Genomic DNA, 19873 nt, shown 5'->3' with positions numbered 1-19873 from the left:
CGCCTACTCCACCACAAAGAGCACATCGCCCGGATTGACAAATTGTTCATTCTCCGCCCTGATCTCTTTGATCTTGCCTTTAACTCCAGCCTTGATCTCATTGAAGGTTTTCATCACCTCCACAAGGCAAAGGGTGGTGTCCTCACTCACTTCTGATCCCACCTCCACAAAGGGGGCAGCATCCGGGTTGGGTTTGCGATAAAAGGTTCCAGGGATGGGGCTTACAACTTCGTGCATGATCTCTCCTTAAGGGTGGTGGATGGTGGGTTTTTGGATGGCAATGCCATTTTTTTCTAAAAGCGCGCGCGTGGCTTGCAACAAAGAGAGCGCCCCGGGGGTGTCGCTGTGGATACACACCGAGTCAAAATCTACGGGGATAGTCTTACCGGTTACAGTTTGAACCGTGCCCTCTGTGCAAGCTTGTAAAACCTTTTGGGCGACCTCCTCGGGCGTATAGGCGCGCGCACGGCGCACCATCACCAACTGCCCATCCTCGCCATAATCGCGATCCCCGTAAAACTCACGCACAAAGGGGTGTTTGAGTTCCTTGGCGACTGCATGCGTGATCGTGTTTTCCATGCAATAAATAGGTAAGCTGGGGTCAATCTTATGTAAAGTGCTAAGCAGCTCCTCAGAGAAGGCGCGATCTTTGCTAGCATGGATATACAAACTCCCATGGGGCTTAAAGTGGTGCAATTTGCCCCCTAGAAAATGCACAAACTCACGCAATGCGCCTAGCTGGTAAAGGCAATCATTGGTCAGTTCCGTGGGGTTAGCCACAATGTGGCGTCGCCCAAAGCCCACCAAATCCCTAAAGCCCGGATGCACCCCGATCTCTACCCCTTGCTCTAAAGCGTTTTGCACGCTATGGCGCATGATATTGGGATCGCTAGCATGAAAGCCCGCGGCAATATTGCAACTACTAATGAGCTTCATGATTGCATCATCTACGCCATCTCCAATAATCCAGGGTCCAAAACATTCCCCCATGTCGCTATTTAAGTCTATGTGTTTTTTCATGGTTCTCCTTAGTAAAATATGTGTAGAAGTATGGCATGGCAAAACTAACTTTGCTAAAAGCTCCAAGGATCGCCCATAGCGCGCGGGTAGATTAGAAACTAAAAGATTTTAAGGAGAGGTGGCTTCCTCCAAATCCCTCAAAATGCGGATTTCAAAGATTTTTTCTGGGGTGTCTAGTAGGGTGATTTGCCCCCCGTGCGCTTGAACCACCTGCAAGGAGAGTGCTAAACCTAAGCCATTGCCCTTTAATTTGGTGGTTTCAAAGGGCTCAAAGAGCACTTCTTTATCAATGATCTCTTTTCCATCGTCCTTAATGTGGCACACCACCCATTCCCCCTCCTCAAAGATATTCACTTCAATTTGCCCCTCTTCTAAATGCCCCTCTTCGATCGCATCGATGGCATTATACAAGAAGTTTTGCAAGGCGATACTGAGCAAACTTAGATCGTAGCGTGCGCTAATGGGCGCAATAGCGGTTTTAAGTGTAATCTCTTTGGTGTAGGTATATTGGTTGAGCGCGTCCTTGATCTCATCTTCCAACAACGCTAAACTTTGCACCACTTTATTGGCATGCACCCCTTTAGAAAAAAGCAGGGTCGCCTTGATGATGCGCTCCACACGCCACAACGCCTTTTGCAATTCAAACACGATGGGCTTGGTCTTTTCGTCTACCTTTTTGAGCAAGACAGAAGTGAGAAGTGAGATCGAACCTACCGGGTTGCGAATCTCGTGGGCTAGGTGGGCGGAGATTTTACCCATAGAAACTAGGCGTTCTTGGCGTTTTTGCTTGGTGATGTCTGTGGCGGTGATGATTTCCTTGCCCTGAATTTTATTGTGCTGAAACAAATAATTCTTACCCTCGTGCTCGATCTCGCTATTAAAGCCTTGCGCGCGCGCCTTTTCAAAAATACTCTGATTCTCTAGGGCTTTGCTATTCTTGTAAAAGAAGCTCTTGTTCTCATTGAGCACCCAAATGGCTTGGGGCAAAATCTCAATCACCCACTCATAGAGGGCTTTATAGTCCTTAAACTCTTTTTCTACCTTGTAGCTCTGTAAGATAAACTCATTGAGCAAGGCTAAAAGCTCTTGGCGATCCCCGATTTTGTGTAAAATCCCTTCTGAATCCGTTGGCTTTTCCATGCACACTAACTTTTTTTCTTGGCTTCCTCTTGGGCTTTGAGAAAATTGAACAAGAGCTCGCTATAGCCAAAGTGTCCGCTGAGTTGATCAGAGAGGGACTCCTTAAACATGGATTGGTAAATCTCGCTCCCGGGTTGCTTAGGGTAGAGCGGGTTGTCTAATTTAAGCGCGGTGTCGAGCATGAATTTTAAGAGCAAGGATTCAAAGGCGTTGGTTTGTTCTTTGAGCTTGGCATCATCGCCTTTAAGGCTTTTAGCATCGAGTTTATTGGCTAGGTACTGGTTGTAGATGTCTAAATTATTCTTAATCATATAACCTCCATTTCTGCGCTGATCGCTCCCCCCTTTTTCATCGCCTCTAAGATAGAAACAATGCCCTTAGGGCTCACCCCGATTTTTTGCAACGCCTTAACCACGCTAGCAATAGTCGCTTTTTGGGAGCTCAAAACATTCTCTTTGGTGTCAAACATGGTCTGCGCGTCCAGCTTTTGGATGTCTTTTTTTGCCTTGCCCTTCTTGGGCTCTAAGAGTTCCTTTGTGATCTTAATGGTTACATCTCCGCTAGTAACCACCACCGGGTGCACCACAATATCCACCCCGGCTACCACAGTGCCTGATTTCTCATCAATGATAATCTTATTGGCATGGCTGTAGTCAATATTGACTTCTTGAATCAACGCTAGAAACTCTACCATCGTTAAATTGTCCGGCTTTTTGAGCTTGATCGTCTTTGGATCGATGGCTAGGGCTACGGGCTGTTTAAAAGTGTGATTCAAAGCCTCTTGAATCTTGATCGCGTTTTTGAAGTTAGGCTTTTTAAGACTGAGTGTCATGCCATTTTTATGAAAGAGATCGTAACTGATCTCGCGCTCAATAGTCGCCCCATTGATGATCGTGCCCGAGAGGAGGTTAGCCGAATTGCCCAAGCTCACACTCCCCTGTGCGATGGCGTAAATATTCCCATCAATGGCGCTCAAAGGGGTCATCACCAACACCCCATGATCGATGGACTTAGCGTCTCCAATAGAGGAGATTTGCACATCAATTTTATCGCCCTGACGCGCAAAAGAGGGGAGGCTAGCGGTGATCATCACCGCAGCCACATTCTTAGATTTGATGTCTTGGGGGGACACTTTAACATTGACACTCTCTAGCATGTTAGCAATGGATTGCATGGTAAATTTTGAGCCAGACTTATCCCCCGTGCCATTGAGCCCGATTACCAGCCCATAGCCTACCAGCTGGTTATCGCGCACGCCCACGATATTAGCGATGTCCTCAATCTTTTCGGCATGCAAGCCAGCCACACACAAGCAAAGGGCTAAGAATTTGCTTAAACTTCCCATGCGCGCTATTCTAGCTAAACTTTTTTAATCCGCGCAATATAAGCCCACAAGCCCAAAGAAATCCCCACCATCACTAAGCTTAGAATTTGCCCCATACTCAAGTGCCAAAAGTAATACCCCAGTTGTGCGTCTGCCTCTCTCCAGTATTCACAAATAAAGCGCGCACACGCATACCCCAAGCCATAGACCACCATGAGCATGCCCGGGGCGCGCACAAAAGCTTTAGCCACCCATACCACCACAAAGAGCACCAAACCCTCTAAAAACGCTTCAATGAGTTGGCTAGGATAGCGCAACACCCCATTGACCACGATCCCAATTTTTTGCCCTATTACATCGCTGCTAGGCACTATACGCCCCACTAATTCTTGGTTTAAAAAATTGCCTATGCGCCCAAAAACATAGCCCAAGGGTAAAGAGATTGCAATCAAATCCAAATAGATCAAAAAGTTTTGCTTTTTGACCACACTAAACAGCCATGAAGCCACCAAAAAACCCACCAACCCACCATGGTAGCTCATCCCCCTAATGCCCACAAACTCCCCATTATAAAAGGGATTGAAAATCTGCCATGGGGCTTTGAGATAGTAAAGGGTGTTGGGATCGTAGATGAGAATATAGCCCAAGCGCGCGCCCAAGATCACGCCCAATTCTACATAGAGAAAATAGCTTTCAAAATGCGCCCTAGTGATGGGGAATCGCTGTGGATCGCGTTTGATCGCGCTGAGGGCGACAAAAAAGGCAACAAGGAGCGCGCTCACATAAGCCAAGCCATACCAATGGACATTTAAACCAAAGAGAGAAAAGGCAATGGGGCTAAAGTGGCTGTAAATTTCATTCCAAAAACTCAAAATCCTCTCCTAAATCAAAATAGGGCGGGGTGGGGGCTTGTAAATCATAACCCAAGAGTTTTACGCGTTTGGCGTGCAAAAAGAGATGTGCGCTGGGCTTTGCCCCATAGAGAGTATCCCCCACAATGGGGTGCTTGATCGCACTTAGATGCGCGCGGATTTGGTGGGTTACTCCGGTTTCGATCACCACTTTTAAAAGAGTGTGGCGGGGGTAGTGTTTAAGAGGGGTGATGTGGGTGATCGCCTCTCTGCCCTTAGAATCGCACATACTTTTGACAAAACCCTTATTAGCATGCGCGTGGCTTTTGTGCGTTTTTAAGGGCATGTTTAAGGTTTGTTTCTTAGCGATCATGCCCTCTACCAGCGCGCAATATTCTTTGTAGACGCATCTTTGCTTGAACGCTTCTAATGCGCGGGCGTAAAAGGGGGCACAGCCTAATAAAAGAACCCCGCTAGTGGGCTTGTCTAAGCGGTGCAAGAGTTGGTAGGGCGCATGCTTGTCTTGCAGTGCGTAGCTATCCACTCCCGCGCTTTTGCAAAGGGCTAAGAGAACATCATCTTGGTAGAGAAGAGCAGACTCCACGCGCTCTAATACTTCAAAACGCGTTGTAGGGGGGAGCAGAGTTCTGGCTAATTTTAAGGGTTTGTTATGTGCGCGCACTCTGCCCAAATCAATTAAGTTTTTAGCTTGCTTGCGCGAGATGCCTAATTGGACGCTCAAGAGTTTATAGGCTTTTTGCATAGTGCTTGGGCTAATGTTTCTAGGCGATGATCGCCGTATTCAATGGAGCTAGGCAAAATTTTCTGGGCTTGTGCGAGTGTTTGGGCTAATTGTGGGGGTTCTACCAAGACATAATTTTGCACACAGCTAAACAAGGCTTCTTGGTTGAAAATATGTGTGCCACTGATGAGTTTTGCCCCAAAAAAGGCGGGTTCTAAGGGGTTATGCCCCCCTATGGGCGCAAAAGCCCCTCCTAAAATCACGATGTCCGCAATCGCGTAAAAGTCATTGAGCACCCCCAGCGCGTCAATCAGAGTAATTGGGTTACGCCATGTGAGCCCCTCTGAAAAAAGATCAAAGATCAAGTCCTTTTGAATCAACATTTTTTTGACTTCCTCAAAGCGCTCAGGGTGGCGCGGGGCTAGGCAAAGCAAAGCATCGCTTTGCAAAGCTAAAAACGCCTCTAAAATCAAGACCTCTTCGCCCGGATGGGTGCTAGCGGCTAGAATTAGGGTTTTAGGGGGTTTTGGGTAGTGATGAGTGGGCTTGGGAGGGTTAAAGAGTTTGAGATTGGGGAAGATCGTCCCTGTGCGCATTCCTAAAGAGGATAACCTCTCTAAATCCTGCGCACTTTGGGCATAGATGCGATCCACTTTAGAAAAAAGGTAGGCGTAAAATGCCCTAAAGCGGTAGTAACGCCCATAAGAACGCTTAGAAATACGCGCGTTGATCAAAAAGGTTTGCGCTCCTACTTTTTTAGCCAGCATAAAGACCCCCAGCCACAACTCCGCCTCGGTAACCACGAGAGTTTGCAGAGCGTTTAAATCCTTGCGCCACAGCCAAAGCAAGGTTTCAAAAAGCAAATAGCGCACCTGTATATGGGCGTTATGGGCGTAGGTGTTATGCGCTAAAGTGTAGCCAGTTTGGGTGGTGGTGGTGAGCAAAATGGGGGTGTTAGGAAAAAGGGCTAGCAAGGGCTCTAGGGATTTGATTTCGCCAAAAGAGCAGGCATGAAACCACAACACGGGTTCAAAGGTAAGTTTATGCCCCCTAGCAAAAAAGCGCGCGCTTAAAGAGTGGCGGTATTTGGGTTTGAAACGCCATAAAGCAAGCACGGGTAGGGCTAGCAGATGCGCTAGTGCAAGCACAGCGGTATAGATGCGATAAAAAATTAGATCTCGCTTGTTGGCTGGGACCCAGTTTCTACATAGAGAATGCGCCCACAATGCGGGCATGTCAAAATGTCTTGACTGCCCAAAATTTCAGTATAAGTCTTGTCATTAATGCGGATAAAGCACCCTCCACATGCCTGCTTGCGCACACTCACCACGCAAGTATTGCCCGCCCAACGCCTAATGCGTTCGTAAAAGGCGATGAGTTTGCGATCCATTTTAAGCGTGAGATTTTGTTTTTCATGAAAAATCTCTTGCTGGCGTTGCTTGATTTGGGCGGTGTCCTTTTCAACCTGTTCTTCTAAGCGACTAATTTGACCCTCAAGGTTTTCTAAAGCCTCTTGCAACGCGCTTTGCAGTTTGTTTTTATGCGCGATTTCATTCTCTAACTGCTCGATTTCCTTATTAGCTTGGTTGGCGCGCTCCTTAGTAATATCCTCTTCAATCCCCAAAGATCGCAATTCGCGCTCAGACTTAATCTGGGCAATTTTCTTTTGGATGCTGTCTACTTTGGCGTTGATCTCGTGCAAGGTTTGTTCGTTTTTAGCAATCTGCAATTTTAATGCCGCCTTTTCTTCTTCTAGCGCGCTGTATTCAGCCTGTTGTTTATGTTTGGTGGCTAATGCCTTGTCTAAATCCACGCGTTTAGCCTGAATCAAGGGTTCTAGGGCTTCAATGTCTTTATCTAGACGCGAAATTTCTATGAGCTGGGTTAAATGCGCGTTCATGGCATGCCTTGTAGGTGTGATTAGGAACGCGGATTCTAGCATACTTTGGCTTAGGGGTGCTTTTAAAGATTATTGGCTATCCTTGGCTTAATGGAGGCTGTTATGGGCGTTAAGAAAGAGAATAGCTGGTGGTTGGTGTTTGTGGGCTTGGTGGTTGTAATGGGAGTTTTGCAAGCACAGGAGGTGAGCGCTTTTATGCAAAGGGGGATCAAGGCTGCGCACGATGGGCATTACAAGGAGGCTTTTGGCATTTTTAAACAAGCACACAAGCAGGGGGATATATTGGGGAGCGCGTATTTAGGGGAGGCGTATTTATTTGGGGATGGGAGAAAAAAGAATGCTTGCAAGGCAAAACATTATTTTCAATTGGTGATTAAAAAAAAGGATATGCAAAATCAAGATGCGGCTGTGATAATGGCTAAAGCCTTTCTTTCTAGCATGTATAGCGATGGCTCTTGTGTCAAAAAGAATTGGGATAAAGTCGAACAACTTTTAACAGAGATTCTTGATGCTAATGGCGTGTTTATTAGGCTAGATGGCGCAAATTTATGTGTGAATTTGGATGGGCTACGCGCAAAAGATTTTAAGGGGTTTGCTCTAAGGCGTATAATGCTTGGGGGTGCTATCGACATGATGGGGCAGTATTTGGAGTTTAGCCCTAAATTTAAAGGATCAAAACAAGCCCTTTTGATCGCAGAGACTTGTTACAAAAAAGCCATAGAACTTGGGCTTGGTGCTGGCAAACATTTGCAAAGGGTGCAACGAAAAATACAAGGATTACAATGCGCTGGGGGCTTAAAGGGCAAGAAAAGCGAGATCTTTGATGAATAAAGCATCTTTGGGAGAGAGGCAGGGGGGACTAAATTTGTGCTCTATCTCTTTGTCTTTACAACGGTAGTGGCTTACTTCTTCTCTTGCATTGCCTACTACACCACCCAAGTGGTGGGAGGATTGTTGTAGGCTCCGGTGTCTATTTTTTGATCTTCTCAATGGCATTTCTGTAGCGGTTGATATTGGCATCGGTGAGTTCAGACACCAACTTCTTCATCACAACCGCATACATTTTGTTGAGGATTCGATGGATTGCGTCATCGTGATTCTTGTCTAGCACATTGTGGCTAACCGCATTGGCACCGGCAAACCCGCCCGAATTTGTGGCTTGGTAGGTGTAGGTGTGCGTGATTGCGCGTTCTGTCCCCACTTCCACAGCAAAGTTATGGATAATCCGCCCTGTTTCTGGCTCGAAGAATTTGAACCATACAGACCCTGAACTTTGATCGACCATAGTGTCCGTGTTGTTGTCTTCGGGGGCATTGGTGTTCATTTTCATGTCTTCTAAGATTCCCATCCACCCCCTCATATCCAAAACAGCCCATATTTTATGTTTTTGTTCAGGAGTGAGAGTTTGCGCGTCTGTGAAATGCGCGACCTGGTAGCCCCTTTTTTGGAAAATGTCTTGTATCTGTTTGACCAAAGCGTCTTGGAATTTCCCTATATAGGCTTGGAGATTCTCGCTCACTTGTATATGGGGGGTTAAAATGGCAATAGTGTGACCATTAGAGGCTTCTTGGGTGATATTAATGGGGTAATCAAAGTCAAGAAGAACAGAGCTGACTTCTTTTTTAGTAGGACTCTCAGCTTTGCTAGCAGAGCCAGCGCCCGGTCCCGTATCCATAGCACAACCCGAGAGCGCAAGCGACACCCCTGCTACCCATAAAAAACCCTTCGTGATCTTTTGCATTTTAAAGCTCCTTTGAGAATTAAGATAAGAAAACAAGCAACTAGAAAAATCCTCGTTATTCTAGCTTAAAATATTAAACCATTGGATAAGGATAATGGATTCTATGCCCGTGGTTTTTCCCAATAGCGGGCACAAAAGGCGCGTAAACGCCCTAATTCTGTTTGCGCCCTGTGCTTTAAATAACCCAGTAGAATGTCTTTTTTTAAAATGCTTCTAAGTAGCTCGTAATACGCCCCTGAATCCATCTCTACACTTTGGTATTGTTTTTCAAAATATTCCAAAGCAAAGGGGGTGGACAATAAAGCTAGAATCCAACGCTTGCTAATGCGGAAATTTTTAAGATACCAAGGTTTGCTATCCCCATAAAAATGCCACATGATCACCTCCTTAGAATCGCTAATGTGCTTGTGGATAGGGTGTGTGGGGTTGTCAAAATCCTTAGGATAAACATTGTAAGTGTAGGGTAATTCCAAGATACGCCCATGGCACATTAGAATCAAAGTTTCTTGTTCAGGATACAGTAAAACATGGTGTTTGGCGCGCAAAAAATCTAGACATCGACTCTCTAGATTATCCTTGCGCCATGCCTTGAGATTGAGCACCATAAACCCGACATTAAAGCTATTGGCATGCATGATCTCCCACTCCTGCATGGACAACGCGTGTTCAGAAAAGTCAATATGACGGCGGCGTGCCTCTCTCTTGCGCCTTTTGATGAGTTTTTCTACACGCGCGGGACCAAATTCCTTAGCCGCAGCAAAATAGTAGGGATCATCCGGGTTTAATGTAAAGTAACTCGCGCTCAAATCCTGGCTAAACACCACATCTACATCACAAGAGATGATCTTATCATATTGGGGGAATAAAGAGGGCAAAACCAAGCGCAACAAGATCAAATTAGAAAAACGGGCTTGGGTGGCAGGGTGCAGAGTTTTAAAGAGAGTGTTTAATGTTTCATGGTAGGGGTGTTCGTGGTTCGTGGTTCGTGGTTCGTGGTTCGTGGTTCGTGGTTCGTGGTTCGTGGTTCGTGGTTCGTGGTTCGTGGTTCGTGGTTCGTGGGATCAACATCTAAGAACTCCAAGCGCGCGAAGTGGGCAAAGGACGCGATGTTTTCTTGGAGCTTGTCCTTATGGGCTTGATCTAAGCCTTGCGTGAACGCGTGGATGGTGTAGGTGTGGGGTGTATGCGCGCGCGCCATGCAAGCTAGCATGGAGTGCATTGCTACCCCAGCGGGGATACAATAGCGTTGATCAAAAGCCATCACTATAGGGATCATCTCTGCTTGTGCCATTGTTTGCCTTTAAACTTTTAGTTGCGCCCTGAGGGCGTGTAGGCGCGCGTAGAATTCCTGGTATTTTTTTTGCGCCTCTTGCATGCTAACAGCCACAAAAGACACCTTGTCATTGGGACGCATTTGGGCTAGGGTGCCAAGAGAGTTCTTTAAGAGTGTGGCGATCTTAGGATAGCCCCCCATTGTTTGGCAATCAGCCATCAACACGATGGGTTGCCCATCTGAGGGGACTTGGATACTCCCTACCACTAAGGGTTCAGAGATCATCTCTATGTGTTCTTTGTAGGCTAATTGTTGCCCTTCTAGACAAATCCCCATGCGGTTAGATCGCACCTTAATCGTGTATGGCATGCTTAAAAAATCAGAAAGGCTAGCTGGGTTGAAGTAATGCTCTTGGGGACCCAAGAGCACCCACAAGGACGCGCTAGGGGGGTAGTGGGGTTGCAGATTTTGGGGCACTTTTTTAAGTTTGTGCTCAGGGCGCACGATGATATTTAATACATCGCCATTTTGTAAAACCCGCCCTTGTAAGCCTCCCATGCGTGTGCGCACATCTGTAGCCTTGCTCCCACACACCACAGGCACATCTATTGTGCCTGAAAACGCCACATAGGCGCGCACCCCCTCCCCCAAGCGTCCAAAACTCAAAATATCCCCTTTTTTGACATCGTGCGACTCCCAATTGGCGATGTCTTGATCGTTGATCTGGGGATTCAAATTAGCTCCCGTGATGGCTATGTGCATGGACTCCAAAAATTCTAGGCGCGTGCCCGTGTAGGTCATCTCCAACAAGGCTTCTTGCGCCTCATTGCCCACTAAAAAATTTGCCACTACCGCGCTAAACTCGTCCATCACCCCGCCTATAGGAATGCCAAAGCGCATGTAAGCCCTGCGCCCTAAATCCTGAATGCTGGTAAATAACCCCGCTTCTAGCACCTTGATATTAGCCATGCGTAGACCTTTTAGCGCGCTTGAGAGTATAAACACCTTCTTGCACCTCTTTGGCAATTTGGTGGTAAGTGTCTATGCTAATGGGCACAAAGCGCACGCGATCGCCAGGTTGCAAAAAAACGGGGGGATCTTTACTGGGGTTGTAAAGCTCAAGGGGGGTTCTGGCGATGATTTGCCAGCCCCCCGGGGAAGCCAGCGGATAGATTCCTGTTTGCATGCCCGCAATACCAATGGATCCGGGCGCAACCTGCACCCTAGGGGTGGCTAATCGGGGTGTGGCTAACAAGGCATCTAACCCACCCAAATAGGCAAAACCGGGTAAAAAGCCCAGCATGTAAACCAAGTAGTCTGGCGCGCTGTGTTTGTCGATCACCTCTTGAGCAGAAAGCTTAGTGTGGGCGCACACAGAGGCTAAATCCTGCCCAAACTCTGGCGCGTAACAAGCCGGGATTTCTACAAGATAGGAACAAACCTCTAGGTGTTCCTTTTGTATGTCTAGGTGATCTAAAATGTGGATCAAATCCCCATAAGAGCACACTAAAGGGTCATAGTGGATCAAAAGAGTGCAGTAAGCAGGCACGAGCTCCACCACCCCCTTTATGCGCCGCGCTTCTAAGGACACGCGCACTTTTTGAATCTGGGTGTGGGTTTTGGGGCTAATTTGCGCGCCAAAGTCCAAAAGCAAAGCACTCTGCCCGTATGCAAAATACTTCACTCCCTTTATCAAAACACACTCCCTAAATGTGTTAAAGAAAGCCCCCCTAAATAGGCACTAAAGAGCACCACCAGCGCGCCCAAACCAGATAAGATTTTGGGGTGTTTGTAAGAGCCTACTAAATTTGTTTTATACCCTGCGATGAGGACAAGCGTTAAACTCAAAGGCAGGATCAGCCCATTGAGCGCGCCGGCGATGATGAGTAGGGCTACGGGTTTTTGAATCAGCATGAACAATAGCGTTGAGATCACAATAAAGCCAATGATACAGCCATTTTCATGCCTTTGGACAAAAATAAACCCTTTTAAAAAGGACACGCTGGTGTAAGCCGCTCCCACCACAGAGGTCAAACTAGCGGCTACAAACACCATCCCAAAGATTTTATAGCCCCACTCCCCGGCTGCGATTTTAAAGGCACTCCCGGCCGGATCATTTTTATCTAGCGTATGCCCAGCATACAAGACTCCCAAGATCGCCAAAAAGAGTAAAAGGCGCACCAAAGTGGCGATCCCAATGCCCAGATAGGCAGATGTGTCCACTTGTTTGAGATCGCTCTTTACCCCCGCATCTAAGAGGCGATGTCCCCCGGCAAAGATGATATAGCCTCCCACAGTGCCCCCACTGAGGGTTAAAACAGCCAAGATAGAAAATTGGCTAGGCAAAATAGCCTCCTTGGCGGCTTGGGCTAGGGGAGGTGAAGTGCTAAAAGCGATGTAGCCTACCAAGAGAATCACTAAAGCCCCCAAGACTTGGGCAAGCTTATCCATAAGTGCCCCTGCCCTCTTAGAAAAAAAGATCACCATCCCCAAAAAAGCCCCCAAGAGCGCGCCAGCTTTGAGATTTAAACCCGCAAGGATTTGCAACCCAAGAGCAACTCCCCCAATATTGCCCACATTAAACACCAATCCCCCAAAACAAATAATAAAGGTGAGCACCCCCCCTAAGCCGGGCAAGAGCGCGCTAGCGATCTCATCTCCCCTTTTTTGCGTGATCACCAAAATGCGCCACACATTGAGCTGTGCGATCAAGGACATCCCCACAGAGAGCAAGAGCGCGCAGGCAAAAGAGCTACCTAACTCTTGGGTGAATTGGGCTGTTTGGGTGAGAAAACCCGGTCCAATGGCAGAAGTCGCCATAAGGAACGCTGCGCCTATGAACGCCGATTTAGAGCGCATAAAGCGGCTTGATGGCGATGTCGTGGTGTTCTAGGGCTTGGCGGATTTGCAAAGCAAATTCTAAAGCCTCCTTGTGATCACCATGGACGCAGATCGAATCGGCTTGAATCTCTACACTCGTGCCATCTATGGCTTGCACCCTGCCATTGATCACCATGCCAAGCACTTGTTCGATGGCTTGCTCTGGATCGCTAATCAAGGCTTTAGGGTGGGCGCGTTCCACCAAGCGGGCATCGGGGTAATAACGCCTGTCTGCAAAGACCTCTTGGGCTACCCTCAAGCCTTTTCTTTGGGCTTGTTTAGCCATGGCACTCCCGCTCAAACACAGAATAACCAAATTAGGATCATAGTCCTCTATGCCTTCTAGGATCGCTGTGGCTAGGGATACATCATGCGCGGCTTGGTTGTAAAAGCTCCCGTGTAATTTCACATGCCCCAAGGTATACCCACAAGCCTTAGCAAAAGCGTTGAGCGCGCCCACTTGGTAGAGCATGTAAGCCCTAGCCTCTTTGGGGCTAATCTCCATCTTGCGCCTCCCAAAACCCAATAAATCAGGCAAACTTGGGTGCGCGCCCAAGCTAACCCCCAAAGCCTTAGCCTGCTTAGCAACTTGAGCCATGATCAAGGGATCGCCAGCATGCCAGCCACAAGCACAATTCACGCTACTCACCTGCGCCATAATGGCTTTATCATCGCCCATGGTATAACACCCAAACCCCTCCCCGATGTCGCTATTAAGGTCCACCACTCTCATAGCAGGATTATACTACAAGAATGTAAAGAGTGTGGGTTTATCCCCCTAGAGATTTTAAGCTAAAAATTTTGCAGTTATTGTTATAATGATCCGTTTTAAGACTTGAATTTAAGGATGGCAATGGCGCAAACCCTTTCGATTATCAAGCCCGATGGTGTAAAGAAACGCATCATCGGCAAGATTATCACGCGCTTTGAAGAGGCGGGTTTAGAAGTGATCAAGATCAAACGCTTGCGCTTGAGTGTTTCTCAGGCGCAGGATTTTTACGCCGTGCATAAAGAGCGGGCGTTCTTTAAGGATTTGATCGCATTCATGACGAGTGGGGAGGTGGTGGTGATGGTGCTTGAGGGAGAGAATGCCGTGGAGAAGAATCGCGATCTAATGGGCGCGACCGATCCCAAAGAGGCTAAACCGGGTACCATTCGAGCCGACTTCGCGCAGAATATTGATGCCAATGTGGTGCATGGAAGCGACAGCGCGCAAAACGCGCAAAGAGAGATCGCGTTCTTTTTTGCTTGATTGGCTGTGAAGTTGCAAATGCGTAAAATTGGAGCGCTTGCCAAGCCTTTTTGCCTTAAGGAGGGGGATCTGTGTTGGGAGGGAGGGGTGTGCCGTGTGGGGGACAAGCTTTACTTGGTGGAGGGGAGTTTGCACGGGCATTTGCAAGTGCAATGCGCTTTAAGTGGAGTATTCTTTGACAAACCCATTTCTGAAGAGTTGGTGTTGTGCGTGAGTGATGGCTTATACACAAGCGCGCAGCGGGAGTGTTATGTGGGGGGTAGATTTATAGATAGTTTAGATGTGGTGGAGAGTTTTGATGGTTGCATTGATCTAAGCGCGTTGTTGCGTGCAGAGATCCAATCCATCCAGCAAGATTACCATTACGCCGATCAAATTCAATAAAGGAGAGTTATGGCAGTTCCTGATAGACGCGTGAGCAAGACGAGAGGCAGAAAGAGGCGCACACACTATAGCGTGAAGCTGGCGATGCCTGTCAAAAATAAGGACGGGAGTTGGAAATTGCCCCATTTCACCAATAAATTTACAGGGGCTTACTAAGTGGTTCCGGATTAAAGACAATGAGAATTGTCATTGACATGATGGGGGCAGATCTGGGGGTTTTGCCCATCATTGAAGGCGTGTCTAAGGCGCTAGGATCTGTTGCCTTTAAGCCCGTTTTGGTGGGCGATGAGAGCAAGGCTAAGGCTTTTATCTCTAAGGATTTAGCTTCTAAGGTGGAGCTCATCCATTGCCCGGATTATATCCACATGGAAGAACACGCCACAGATGCCCTCAAACGCAAAGAGTCCTCTATTTTTGTGGCGATGGATATTTTAAAAAATGGCGCAGACGCTTTGGTTTCAGCCGGACATAGCGGGGCAACAATGGGTTTGGCGACCTTGAAGATCGGGCGCATTAGAGGGGTGAATCGCCCCGCGCTTTGCACGCTTATGCCCTCCATAAAAGAGCGCGCCAGCCTGTGCCTAGATGTGGGAGCTAATACAGATTGCAAGGCTGAATACCTCTTGGATTTTGCCATCATGGGTTATCAATACGCCAAGGATGTGCTAGGCTATGAAAACCCCACCGTGGGGCTCCTTGCCAATGGGGAAGAGGATAGCAAGGGCAATTTGATCACCAAAGAAGCGTTCAAACTCATCAGTGAATACCCCCTATTTAACCAACACAATATGGATACCCCTATTTTTAAGGGGAATGTGGAAGGCAATGACATTTTTGAAAATGTGGTAGATGTGGTGGTGTGCGATGGGTTTGTGGGGAATGTTGTGTTAAAAACCACAGAGGGCACGGCTAGCGCGATTGGATCGGTGTTTAGAAATGAGATCAAGTGTAGCTTGGGAGCCAAGCTGGGCGCGTTCTTACTCAAAGGGGCTTTTTACACCCTCAAGCAAAAGACAGATTATGCCGAATACGGGGGCGCGCCCTCTTGGGAGTGAGTAAAGTGGTGATCATCAGCCATGGCAAGAGCAATGCTAGGGCGATGGAATGCGCGATTTACCAAGCGATCAAAGCCAAAGAGAGTGGAGTGTGTGAGAAAATGGCGTTGGCTTTCGAGCACAAGCAAGCCCCCAAAGAAGTGCCCTAGATTAAAAGGAATAGAGATGGCCTATGCAGCCTTGAAATCTGTAGCCTCTTATGTGCCCCAGATTTGCGTGAAAAACAACGCTTTTGAGTCCCTGCTAGACACCAGTGATGAGTGGATTCAAAAGCGCACCGGTATCCAGACGCGTTATTTTGCTACTAACCAAGAACAAAGTAGCGACTTAGGAGTCAAAGCCGCCAAGATCGCCATTGAGCGTGCCAAGATCGCTAAAGAAGACATTGACTTGGTCTTGGTGGGCACACTCAGCCCTGATTACATGTGCATGCCCTCTACAGCCTGTGTGTTGAGCGCTAAACTGGGTTTGCAAAACACGCCTAGCATGGACATTATTGCCGCATGCAGTGGGTTTATCTATCTATTATCTGTGGCTAAGGCTTTTGTGGAGAGTGGCATGTATGCGCATGTCTTGATCGTGGGAGCGGAGCGTTGTTCTAGTGTGCTAGATTTTGAGGATCGTAGCACTTGTGTGCTGTTTGGAGATGGGGCGGGGGCATGCGTGATTGGGCGCACAGACAACCCCAAAGAGCGTATTTTAGATGTTAAGATCGCCTCTAATGGTCAGCATGCCAACTACCTCTATACCCCAAGGGCACTCAAAAACAGCCCCTTTATCCAGCAAGATACCCCCCAGTCCCAATCCCTCCAAATGAAGGGCAATGAGGTCTTCAAGCTCGCCATTAAGACGCTACTCAAGGATGTAGAAGAAATTTTACAAAGCAACGCGATTGCTCCAGAGGAGATCACTTATTTTATCCCCCACCAAGCTAATTTGCGCATCATCCAAGCCGTGCAAAACCAATTGTCCTTTAGTCCTCAGCAGGTGGTCTTGACCGTGCAAAAATATGGGAATACATCGGCAGCTAGCATCCCGATGGCTATGAGCGATATTTATGAACAGGGAAAACTCAAAAAAGGGGATTTGATGCTATTGGATGCCTTTGGGGGAGGGCTGACATGGGGTTCAGCCTTAGTTTACTACGGGGGCGATCAAGCTTAATTTTAGGCACAAGGCGTTAGAATTAGCACTTTTGAAAGCAGAAAGGATTGGCATGACAGTTGTTAGACTTACACGCGTGGGACGCAAAAAAAAGCCTTTTTATAGGGTGGTGGTTACCGATTCGCGCAAGAAACGCGATGGGGGCTGGATCGAGTCCATTGGTTATTACAACCCTTTGAGCAACCCCAAAGTGGTGCAGATTGATCACGCCCGCTTGGACTATTGGAAAGGCGTGGGGGCTAAAATGAGCCAGAGGGTGGCTAAGTTGGCGCAAGGATCACAGACTTAAGATGCAAGAGGGCGCATGTGTAGAGGCGTTCATCTTGGAATACTGCAAGAAGATCGTAACCTACCCACAGATTGTAGAAGTGCGCTCCCAACTTGTAGAAGAACACCTCAAAGAAATCGCCATTTACACTAATCCGATGGATATGGGGCGTGTGATCGGCAAAGAGGGTAAGATCATCAGCGCGCTCAAGGCGTTTATTTCAGGGATGAAGGCTAAGGACGGCTTGAGTTACAAAATCGTGGTATTGGCTTCTGAAAATCCCTATGTGCTTTAAGCCAGAGGACTTAGTAGTGGTGGGGCATCTAGGCAGGGCTGTGGGCTTAAAGGGGGGGATAAAATTGATCTTAGAGGGCGATTTTACCCAGTGTTTGCAAACAGGGGTGCGCGTTTATGTCTATAGCCCCACTCCCCACTCCCCCCCTCCAACTCCCCTAGTGGTCGCGCACTACCAAGCCCAAAAGGCTTTGATCTTCTTTGAAGAAATCCAAAGTCTAGAGCAGGCGAGGGGTTTTGCATGCTGGATTTTAGCGATGAGTAAGACGGATAGTCTTAGACTTTGCCCCCTGCAGGAGGGAGAGTTTTTATACTTCCAACTTGTGGGTTTGCAAATTATAGAAGCTCAAGAGGTCTTAGGTGTCGTAAAGCGCATTGAACGGCTGGCTAATACAGACTATCTCTTTGTGCAAGGCATCCACAAGCTCTTTTTGATCCCCTATATTGAAACCTATATCAAGGGTGTCGATTTGTCAGCGCGCTGCATTTATACCACCCATGCTAGAGGACTCTTAGAAGAGAGTTGATGCGCTTTAGTTTTCTAACCCTATTCCCCCAACTCATCGCCTTTTATTTTGAGGATTCTATTTTAAAGCGCGCCCTAGAAAAGCAGGTGTTTAGTTTAGAGATTTTTAACATGCGCGACTTTTCTCCCCATAAATTCCAGCGCGCGGATTTTGCTTTAGTGGGCGGGGGGGCTGGGCAAATTTTAGACCCCTACATGGTGGAAAACGCGCTCAAGCATGCCCAAAGTCCCAGCGCGCATGTGATTTTTCTAACCCCCAGTGGAAAACGCTTTTGCCAACAAGATGCCAAGCGCCTAGCCACACACCAGCATTTAGTGCTTGTTTGTGGGCGTTATGAGGGGTTTGACGAACGCTTGGTTGAATCTTATGCCCATGAAGTGTTGAGTGTGGGGGATTTTGTGCTCACGGGGGGGGAGTTGGCAGGCTTGTGCCTTTGCGATAGCGTTGCGCGTTTGTTAGAGGGCACTTTAGGTAACGCGCGCTCTTTGGAACAAGAAAGCTTTGAAGACAACACCCTAGAAGCCCCTAATTTTGCCCGCACCCCCCTTTTAAACACCCCATCCTGTGCGCACTCTGGGGTGATTTCAGAGTATTCAAAGGGAAATCATGGCAAAATCAAGAGTCTTATGCGCGATTTATCCATGGACAGGACGCGGTTTCACGCCCCTAATCTCTATGCCTTGAATCGCTCGCTACACACTTTTAGACACATCAAGAAAGGGCGTTGATGAAAAACCGCTATATCCAACATTTTGAAGACACCCAGATCAAAAGCCAGCCCCCCATTTTCAAAGCGGGAGACACGATCAAGCTAGGGATTCGAATCCAAGAGGGCGATAAGGTCCGCACACAATATTTTGAGGGGGTGTGTATTAGCTTGCGCGGGGCGGGCGTGAATCGCACCTTTTGCGTGCGTAAGATCAGCGCAAATGGCATTGGGGTGGAGAGGATTTTCCCCCTTTATGCGGAGAGTTTGGTGAGTGTTGAGGTCTTGCGTGTAGGGCGTGTGCGCCGCGCCAAACTCTATTATTTACGCGGTCGTAAAGGCAAGGCTGCTAGAATCAAAGAGGTGCGTAAGAAAGAACTCACTTGAGAATCCCCTTAAGCAGGGATGTGTCCTCTAGCATAAACTTACTTGCCTTTTAGTAAACCTCCATGGCTTGCCCTCGCGTTTGCACGCCTAAGACAGAGGGCAACCAACAGCAACTTAAACCCTATAAAATTCTATAATTCTCTATAAAAAATTTATATATTCTTAAGTTTGTTCATGATAGCATGTTGCCATGAACAATTTGTTATCCATAGGACAAGCCAGCAAAGTTTTAGGTGTGAGTATCCAAACCTTGAGAAATTGGGAGAAAAAAGGCTTACTAAAACCTGATAGCTACACAAAAGGTGGTGAGCGTAGATACAAGCTAGAGAGCCTTAAAGGCATTAACAAGAACATTGTTTTTCACAATGATAACCGCAAGACTATTGCTTATGCCCGTGTTTCTAGTGCTGATCAAAAAGAGGACTTGGTTAGACAAGTGCAAGTATTAGAGTTGTATTGTTCTAAATTAGGCTTTAACTACGAGGTGATCCAAGACTTAGGCTCTGGGATGAATTACTACAAGAAAGGCTTAACCAAGCTTTTAAATCTCATCTTAGAGGGTCAGGTTAAGCGATTAGTCTTAACCCACAAAGACCGCTTGTTACGCTTTGGTGCAGAGCTTGTATTTGCCATCTGTGAGGCTAAAGAAGTAGAAGTGATTATCATTAATCAAGGCGGTGAAAATGTCCGCTTTGAAGAGGAATTGGCTAAAGATGTGTTAGAAATCATCGCTGTTTTTTCGGCAAGACTTTATGGCGCACGCTCTAAGAAAAACAAACAGCTTTTAGAACAAATGCAAGCCGTGGTAGAGGAATAGTGGAATGTCAAAAGCTACGCTTTTGTCACACAAGATTGAACTACAGCCTAACAACAAAGCCCAAACCCACTTTAAAAAGGCTTTTGGGTGCGCTAGATTAGCCTATAATTGGGGATTAGCTAAGTGGAGAGAAAATTATCAAAATGGC

At 47.3% G+C, this 19873-nt stretch carries 28 protein-coding genes and 1 pseudogene; 13 read left to right on the top strand and 16 right to left on the bottom strand.

Going from position 1 to position 19873, the window contains the following annotated elements; genetic code table 11:
• Positions 1-3: 3 nt before the first annotated feature.
• From EAO33_RS06025 to EAO33_RS05985, 9 genes are all read right to left on the bottom strand, one after another.
• A complete protein-coding gene (locus EAO33_RS06025) occupies positions 4-237 on the bottom strand; it encodes an acetyl-CoA carboxylase (protein WP_120945877.1) in 234 nt (77 codons plus the stop codon).
• A 9-nt stretch (positions 238-246) separates the two neighbouring features.
• On the bottom strand, positions 247-1020 hold the full coding sequence (gene pxpA / locus EAO33_RS06020; protein WP_120945876.1) for a 5-oxoprolinase subunit PxpA: 774 nt from the start codon (positions 1018-1020) through the stop codon (positions 247-249).
• Positions 1021-1128: 108 nt separating this feature from the next.
• Positions 1129-2160: a sensor histidine kinase gene (locus tag EAO33_RS06015; RefSeq protein ID WP_120945875.1), complete on the bottom strand. Its 1032-nt coding sequence runs from the start codon at positions 2158-2160 to the stop codon at positions 1129-1131.
• Positions 2161-2165: 5 nt separating this feature from the next.
• Positions 2166-2471, bottom strand: a complete 306-nt coding sequence (locus EAO33_RS06010) for a hypothetical protein (protein WP_120945874.1) — start codon at positions 2469-2471, stop codon at positions 2166-2168.
• Positions 2468-3505 carry a flagellar basal body P-ring protein FlgI gene (locus EAO33_RS06005; RefSeq protein WP_120945873.1) on the bottom strand — a complete coding sequence of 346 codons (1038 nt, stop codon included), beginning with the start codon at positions 3503-3505 and terminating at the stop codon, positions 2468-2470. The genes EAO33_RS06010 and EAO33_RS06005 overlap by 4 nt, the downstream gene beginning before the upstream one ends.
• Before the next feature lie 14 nt (positions 3506-3519).
• Positions 3520-4356 (bottom strand): prolipoprotein diacylglyceryl transferase, encoded by an 837-nt coding sequence (lgt, locus tag EAO33_RS06000; protein ID WP_120945872.1) that lies wholly within the window; start codon positions 4354-4356, stop codon positions 3520-3522.
• Positions 4340-5098 (bottom strand): pseudouridine synthase family protein, encoded by a 759-nt coding sequence (locus EAO33_RS05995; RefSeq protein ID WP_120945871.1) that lies wholly within the window; start codon positions 5096-5098, stop codon positions 4340-4342. The genes lgt and EAO33_RS05995 overlap by 17 nt, the downstream gene beginning before the upstream one ends.
• Positions 5074-6249: a lipid IV(A) 3-deoxy-D-manno-octulosonic acid transferase gene (waaA, locus tag EAO33_RS05990; RefSeq protein ID WP_407920469.1), complete on the bottom strand. Its 1176-nt coding sequence runs from the start codon at positions 6247-6249 to the stop codon at positions 5074-5076. Before waaA ends, EAO33_RS05995 begins: the two co-directional genes overlap by 25 nt.
• The gene (locus tag EAO33_RS05985; protein ID WP_120945870.1) at positions 6249-6977 is read right to left on the bottom strand and encodes a zinc ribbon domain-containing protein; all 729 of its coding nucleotides are present in this window, start codon (positions 6975-6977) and stop codon (positions 6249-6251) included. Before EAO33_RS05985 ends, waaA begins: the two co-directional genes overlap by 1 nt.
• Positions 6978-7079: 102 nt before the next feature.
• Between EAO33_RS05985 and EAO33_RS05980 the strand changes: the two genes are divergently transcribed.
• Complete coding sequence (locus tag EAO33_RS05980; protein ID WP_120945869.1) at positions 7080-7808, top strand: SEL1-like repeat protein; 729 nt, start codon at positions 7080-7082, stop codon at positions 7806-7808.
• Between the two features lie 139 nt (positions 7809-7947).
• Here the strand turns inward: EAO33_RS05980 and EAO33_RS05975 are convergent, their stop codons facing one another.
• The 7 genes from EAO33_RS05975 to EAO33_RS05945 all read right to left on the bottom strand — a co-directional run bounded on the left by EAO33_RS05975 (position 7948) and on the right by EAO33_RS05945 (position 13604).
• Entirely contained in the window at positions 7948-8718 is a 771-nt protein-coding gene (locus EAO33_RS05975) for an HpaA family protein (protein WP_120945868.1), read from the bottom strand.
• Positions 8719-8819: 101 nt separating this feature from the next.
• Positions 8820-9608 carry a glycosyltransferase gene (locus tag EAO33_RS05970; RefSeq protein ID WP_328590018.1) on the bottom strand — a complete coding sequence of 263 codons (789 nt, stop codon included), beginning with the start codon at positions 9606-9608 and terminating at the stop codon, positions 8820-8822.
• Between the two features lie 56 nt (positions 9609-9664).
• A complete protein-coding gene (locus tag EAO33_RS05965; RefSeq protein ID WP_120945866.1) occupies positions 9665-10009 on the bottom strand; it encodes a glycosyltransferase family protein in 345 nt (114 codons plus the stop codon).
• Between the two features lie 9 nt (positions 10010-10018).
• Positions 10019-10960 carry a 5-oxoprolinase subunit C family protein gene (locus tag EAO33_RS05960; RefSeq protein WP_120945865.1) on the bottom strand — a complete coding sequence of 314 codons (942 nt, stop codon included), beginning with the start codon at positions 10958-10960 and terminating at the stop codon, positions 10019-10021.
• Positions 10953-11687 (bottom strand): 5-oxoprolinase subunit PxpB, encoded by a 735-nt coding sequence (gene pxpB / locus EAO33_RS05955; protein WP_235853093.1) that lies wholly within the window; start codon positions 11685-11687, stop codon positions 10953-10955. The genes EAO33_RS05960 and pxpB overlap by 8 nt, the downstream gene beginning before the upstream one ends.
• The gene (locus tag EAO33_RS05950; RefSeq protein ID WP_120945864.1) at positions 11684-12850 is read right to left on the bottom strand and encodes an NRAMP family divalent metal transporter; all 1167 of its coding nucleotides are present in this window, start codon (positions 12848-12850) and stop codon (positions 11684-11686) included. The genes pxpB and EAO33_RS05950 overlap by 4 nt, the downstream gene beginning before the upstream one ends.
• On the bottom strand, positions 12840-13604 hold the full coding sequence (locus tag EAO33_RS05945; protein ID WP_120945863.1) for a LamB/YcsF family protein: 765 nt from the start codon (positions 13602-13604) through the stop codon (positions 12840-12842). Before EAO33_RS05945 ends, EAO33_RS05950 begins: the two co-directional genes overlap by 11 nt.
• Before the next feature lie 120 nt (positions 13605-13724).
• Between EAO33_RS05945 and ndk the strand changes: the two genes are divergently transcribed.
• From ndk to EAO33_RS05885, 12 genes and pseudogenes are all read left to right on the top strand, one after another.
• Positions 13725-14123, top strand: a complete 399-nt coding sequence (gene ndk / locus EAO33_RS05940) for a nucleoside-diphosphate kinase (protein WP_120945862.1) — start codon at positions 13725-13727, stop codon at positions 14121-14123.
• 18 nt (positions 14124-14141) lie between these two features.
• Positions 14142-14507 (top strand): hypothetical protein, encoded by a 366-nt coding sequence (locus EAO33_RS05935; protein ID WP_235853092.1) that lies wholly within the window; start codon positions 14142-14144, stop codon positions 14505-14507.
• 9 nt (positions 14508-14516) lie between these two features.
• Entirely contained in the window at positions 14517-14663 is a 147-nt protein-coding gene (gene rpmF / locus EAO33_RS05930) for a 50S ribosomal protein L32 (RefSeq protein ID WP_120945861.1), read from the top strand.
• Between the two features lie 20 nt (positions 14664-14683).
• Positions 14684-15711, top strand: a pseudogene (plsX, locus tag EAO33_RS05925) (phosphate acyltransferase PlsX).
• 16 nt (positions 15712-15727) lie between these two features.
• Positions 15728-16726 carry a beta-ketoacyl-ACP synthase III gene (locus tag EAO33_RS05920; protein WP_120945860.1) on the top strand — a complete coding sequence of 333 codons (999 nt, stop codon included), beginning with the start codon at positions 15728-15730 and terminating at the stop codon, positions 16724-16726.
• A gap of 52 nt (positions 16727-16778) precedes the next feature.
• The gene (gene rpsP, locus EAO33_RS05915) at positions 16779-17015 is read left to right on the top strand and encodes a 30S ribosomal protein S16 (RefSeq protein ID WP_120945859.1); all 237 of its coding nucleotides are present in this window, start codon (positions 16779-16781) and stop codon (positions 17013-17015) included.
• A 1-nt stretch (position 17016) separates the two neighbouring features.
• Entirely contained in the window at positions 17017-17289 is a 273-nt protein-coding gene (locus tag EAO33_RS05910; RefSeq protein WP_120945858.1) for a KH domain-containing protein, read from the top strand.
• Positions 17279-17815, top strand: coding sequence for a ribosome maturation factor RimM (gene rimM, locus EAO33_RS05905; RefSeq protein ID WP_120945857.1), 537 nt, complete (start codon positions 17279-17281; stop codon positions 17813-17815). The genes EAO33_RS05910 and rimM overlap by 11 nt, the downstream gene beginning before the upstream one ends.
• Complete coding sequence (gene trmD / locus EAO33_RS05900; RefSeq protein WP_120945856.1) at positions 17815-18543, top strand: tRNA (guanosine(37)-N1)-methyltransferase TrmD; 729 nt, start codon at positions 17815-17817, stop codon at positions 18541-18543. The genes rimM and trmD overlap by 1 nt, the downstream gene beginning before the upstream one ends.
• Entirely contained in the window at positions 18543-18908 is a 366-nt protein-coding gene (gene rplS, locus EAO33_RS05895) for a 50S ribosomal protein L19 (RefSeq protein WP_120945855.1), read from the top strand. Before trmD ends, rplS begins: the two co-directional genes overlap by 1 nt.
• A gap of 190 nt (positions 18909-19098) precedes the next feature.
• On the top strand, positions 19099-19725 hold the full coding sequence (locus EAO33_RS05890) for an IS607 family transposase (RefSeq protein ID WP_120945854.1): 627 nt from the start codon (positions 19099-19101) through the stop codon (positions 19723-19725).
• A 4-nt stretch (positions 19726-19729) separates the two neighbouring features.
• Positions 19730-19873: helix-turn-helix domain-containing protein (locus tag EAO33_RS05885; RefSeq protein WP_162982220.1), on the top strand; the 144-nt coding region annotated here is incomplete at its 3' end.

It is taken from the genome of Helicobacter labacensis (assembly GCF_003660285.1).
GTDB classification, from domain to species: Bacteria; Campylobacterota; Campylobacteria; order Campylobacterales; family Helicobacteraceae; genus Helicobacter; species Helicobacter labacensis.
Note: the sequence above shows the minus strand (reverse complement) of the source record. Positions and strands in the feature narration are given on the sequence as shown.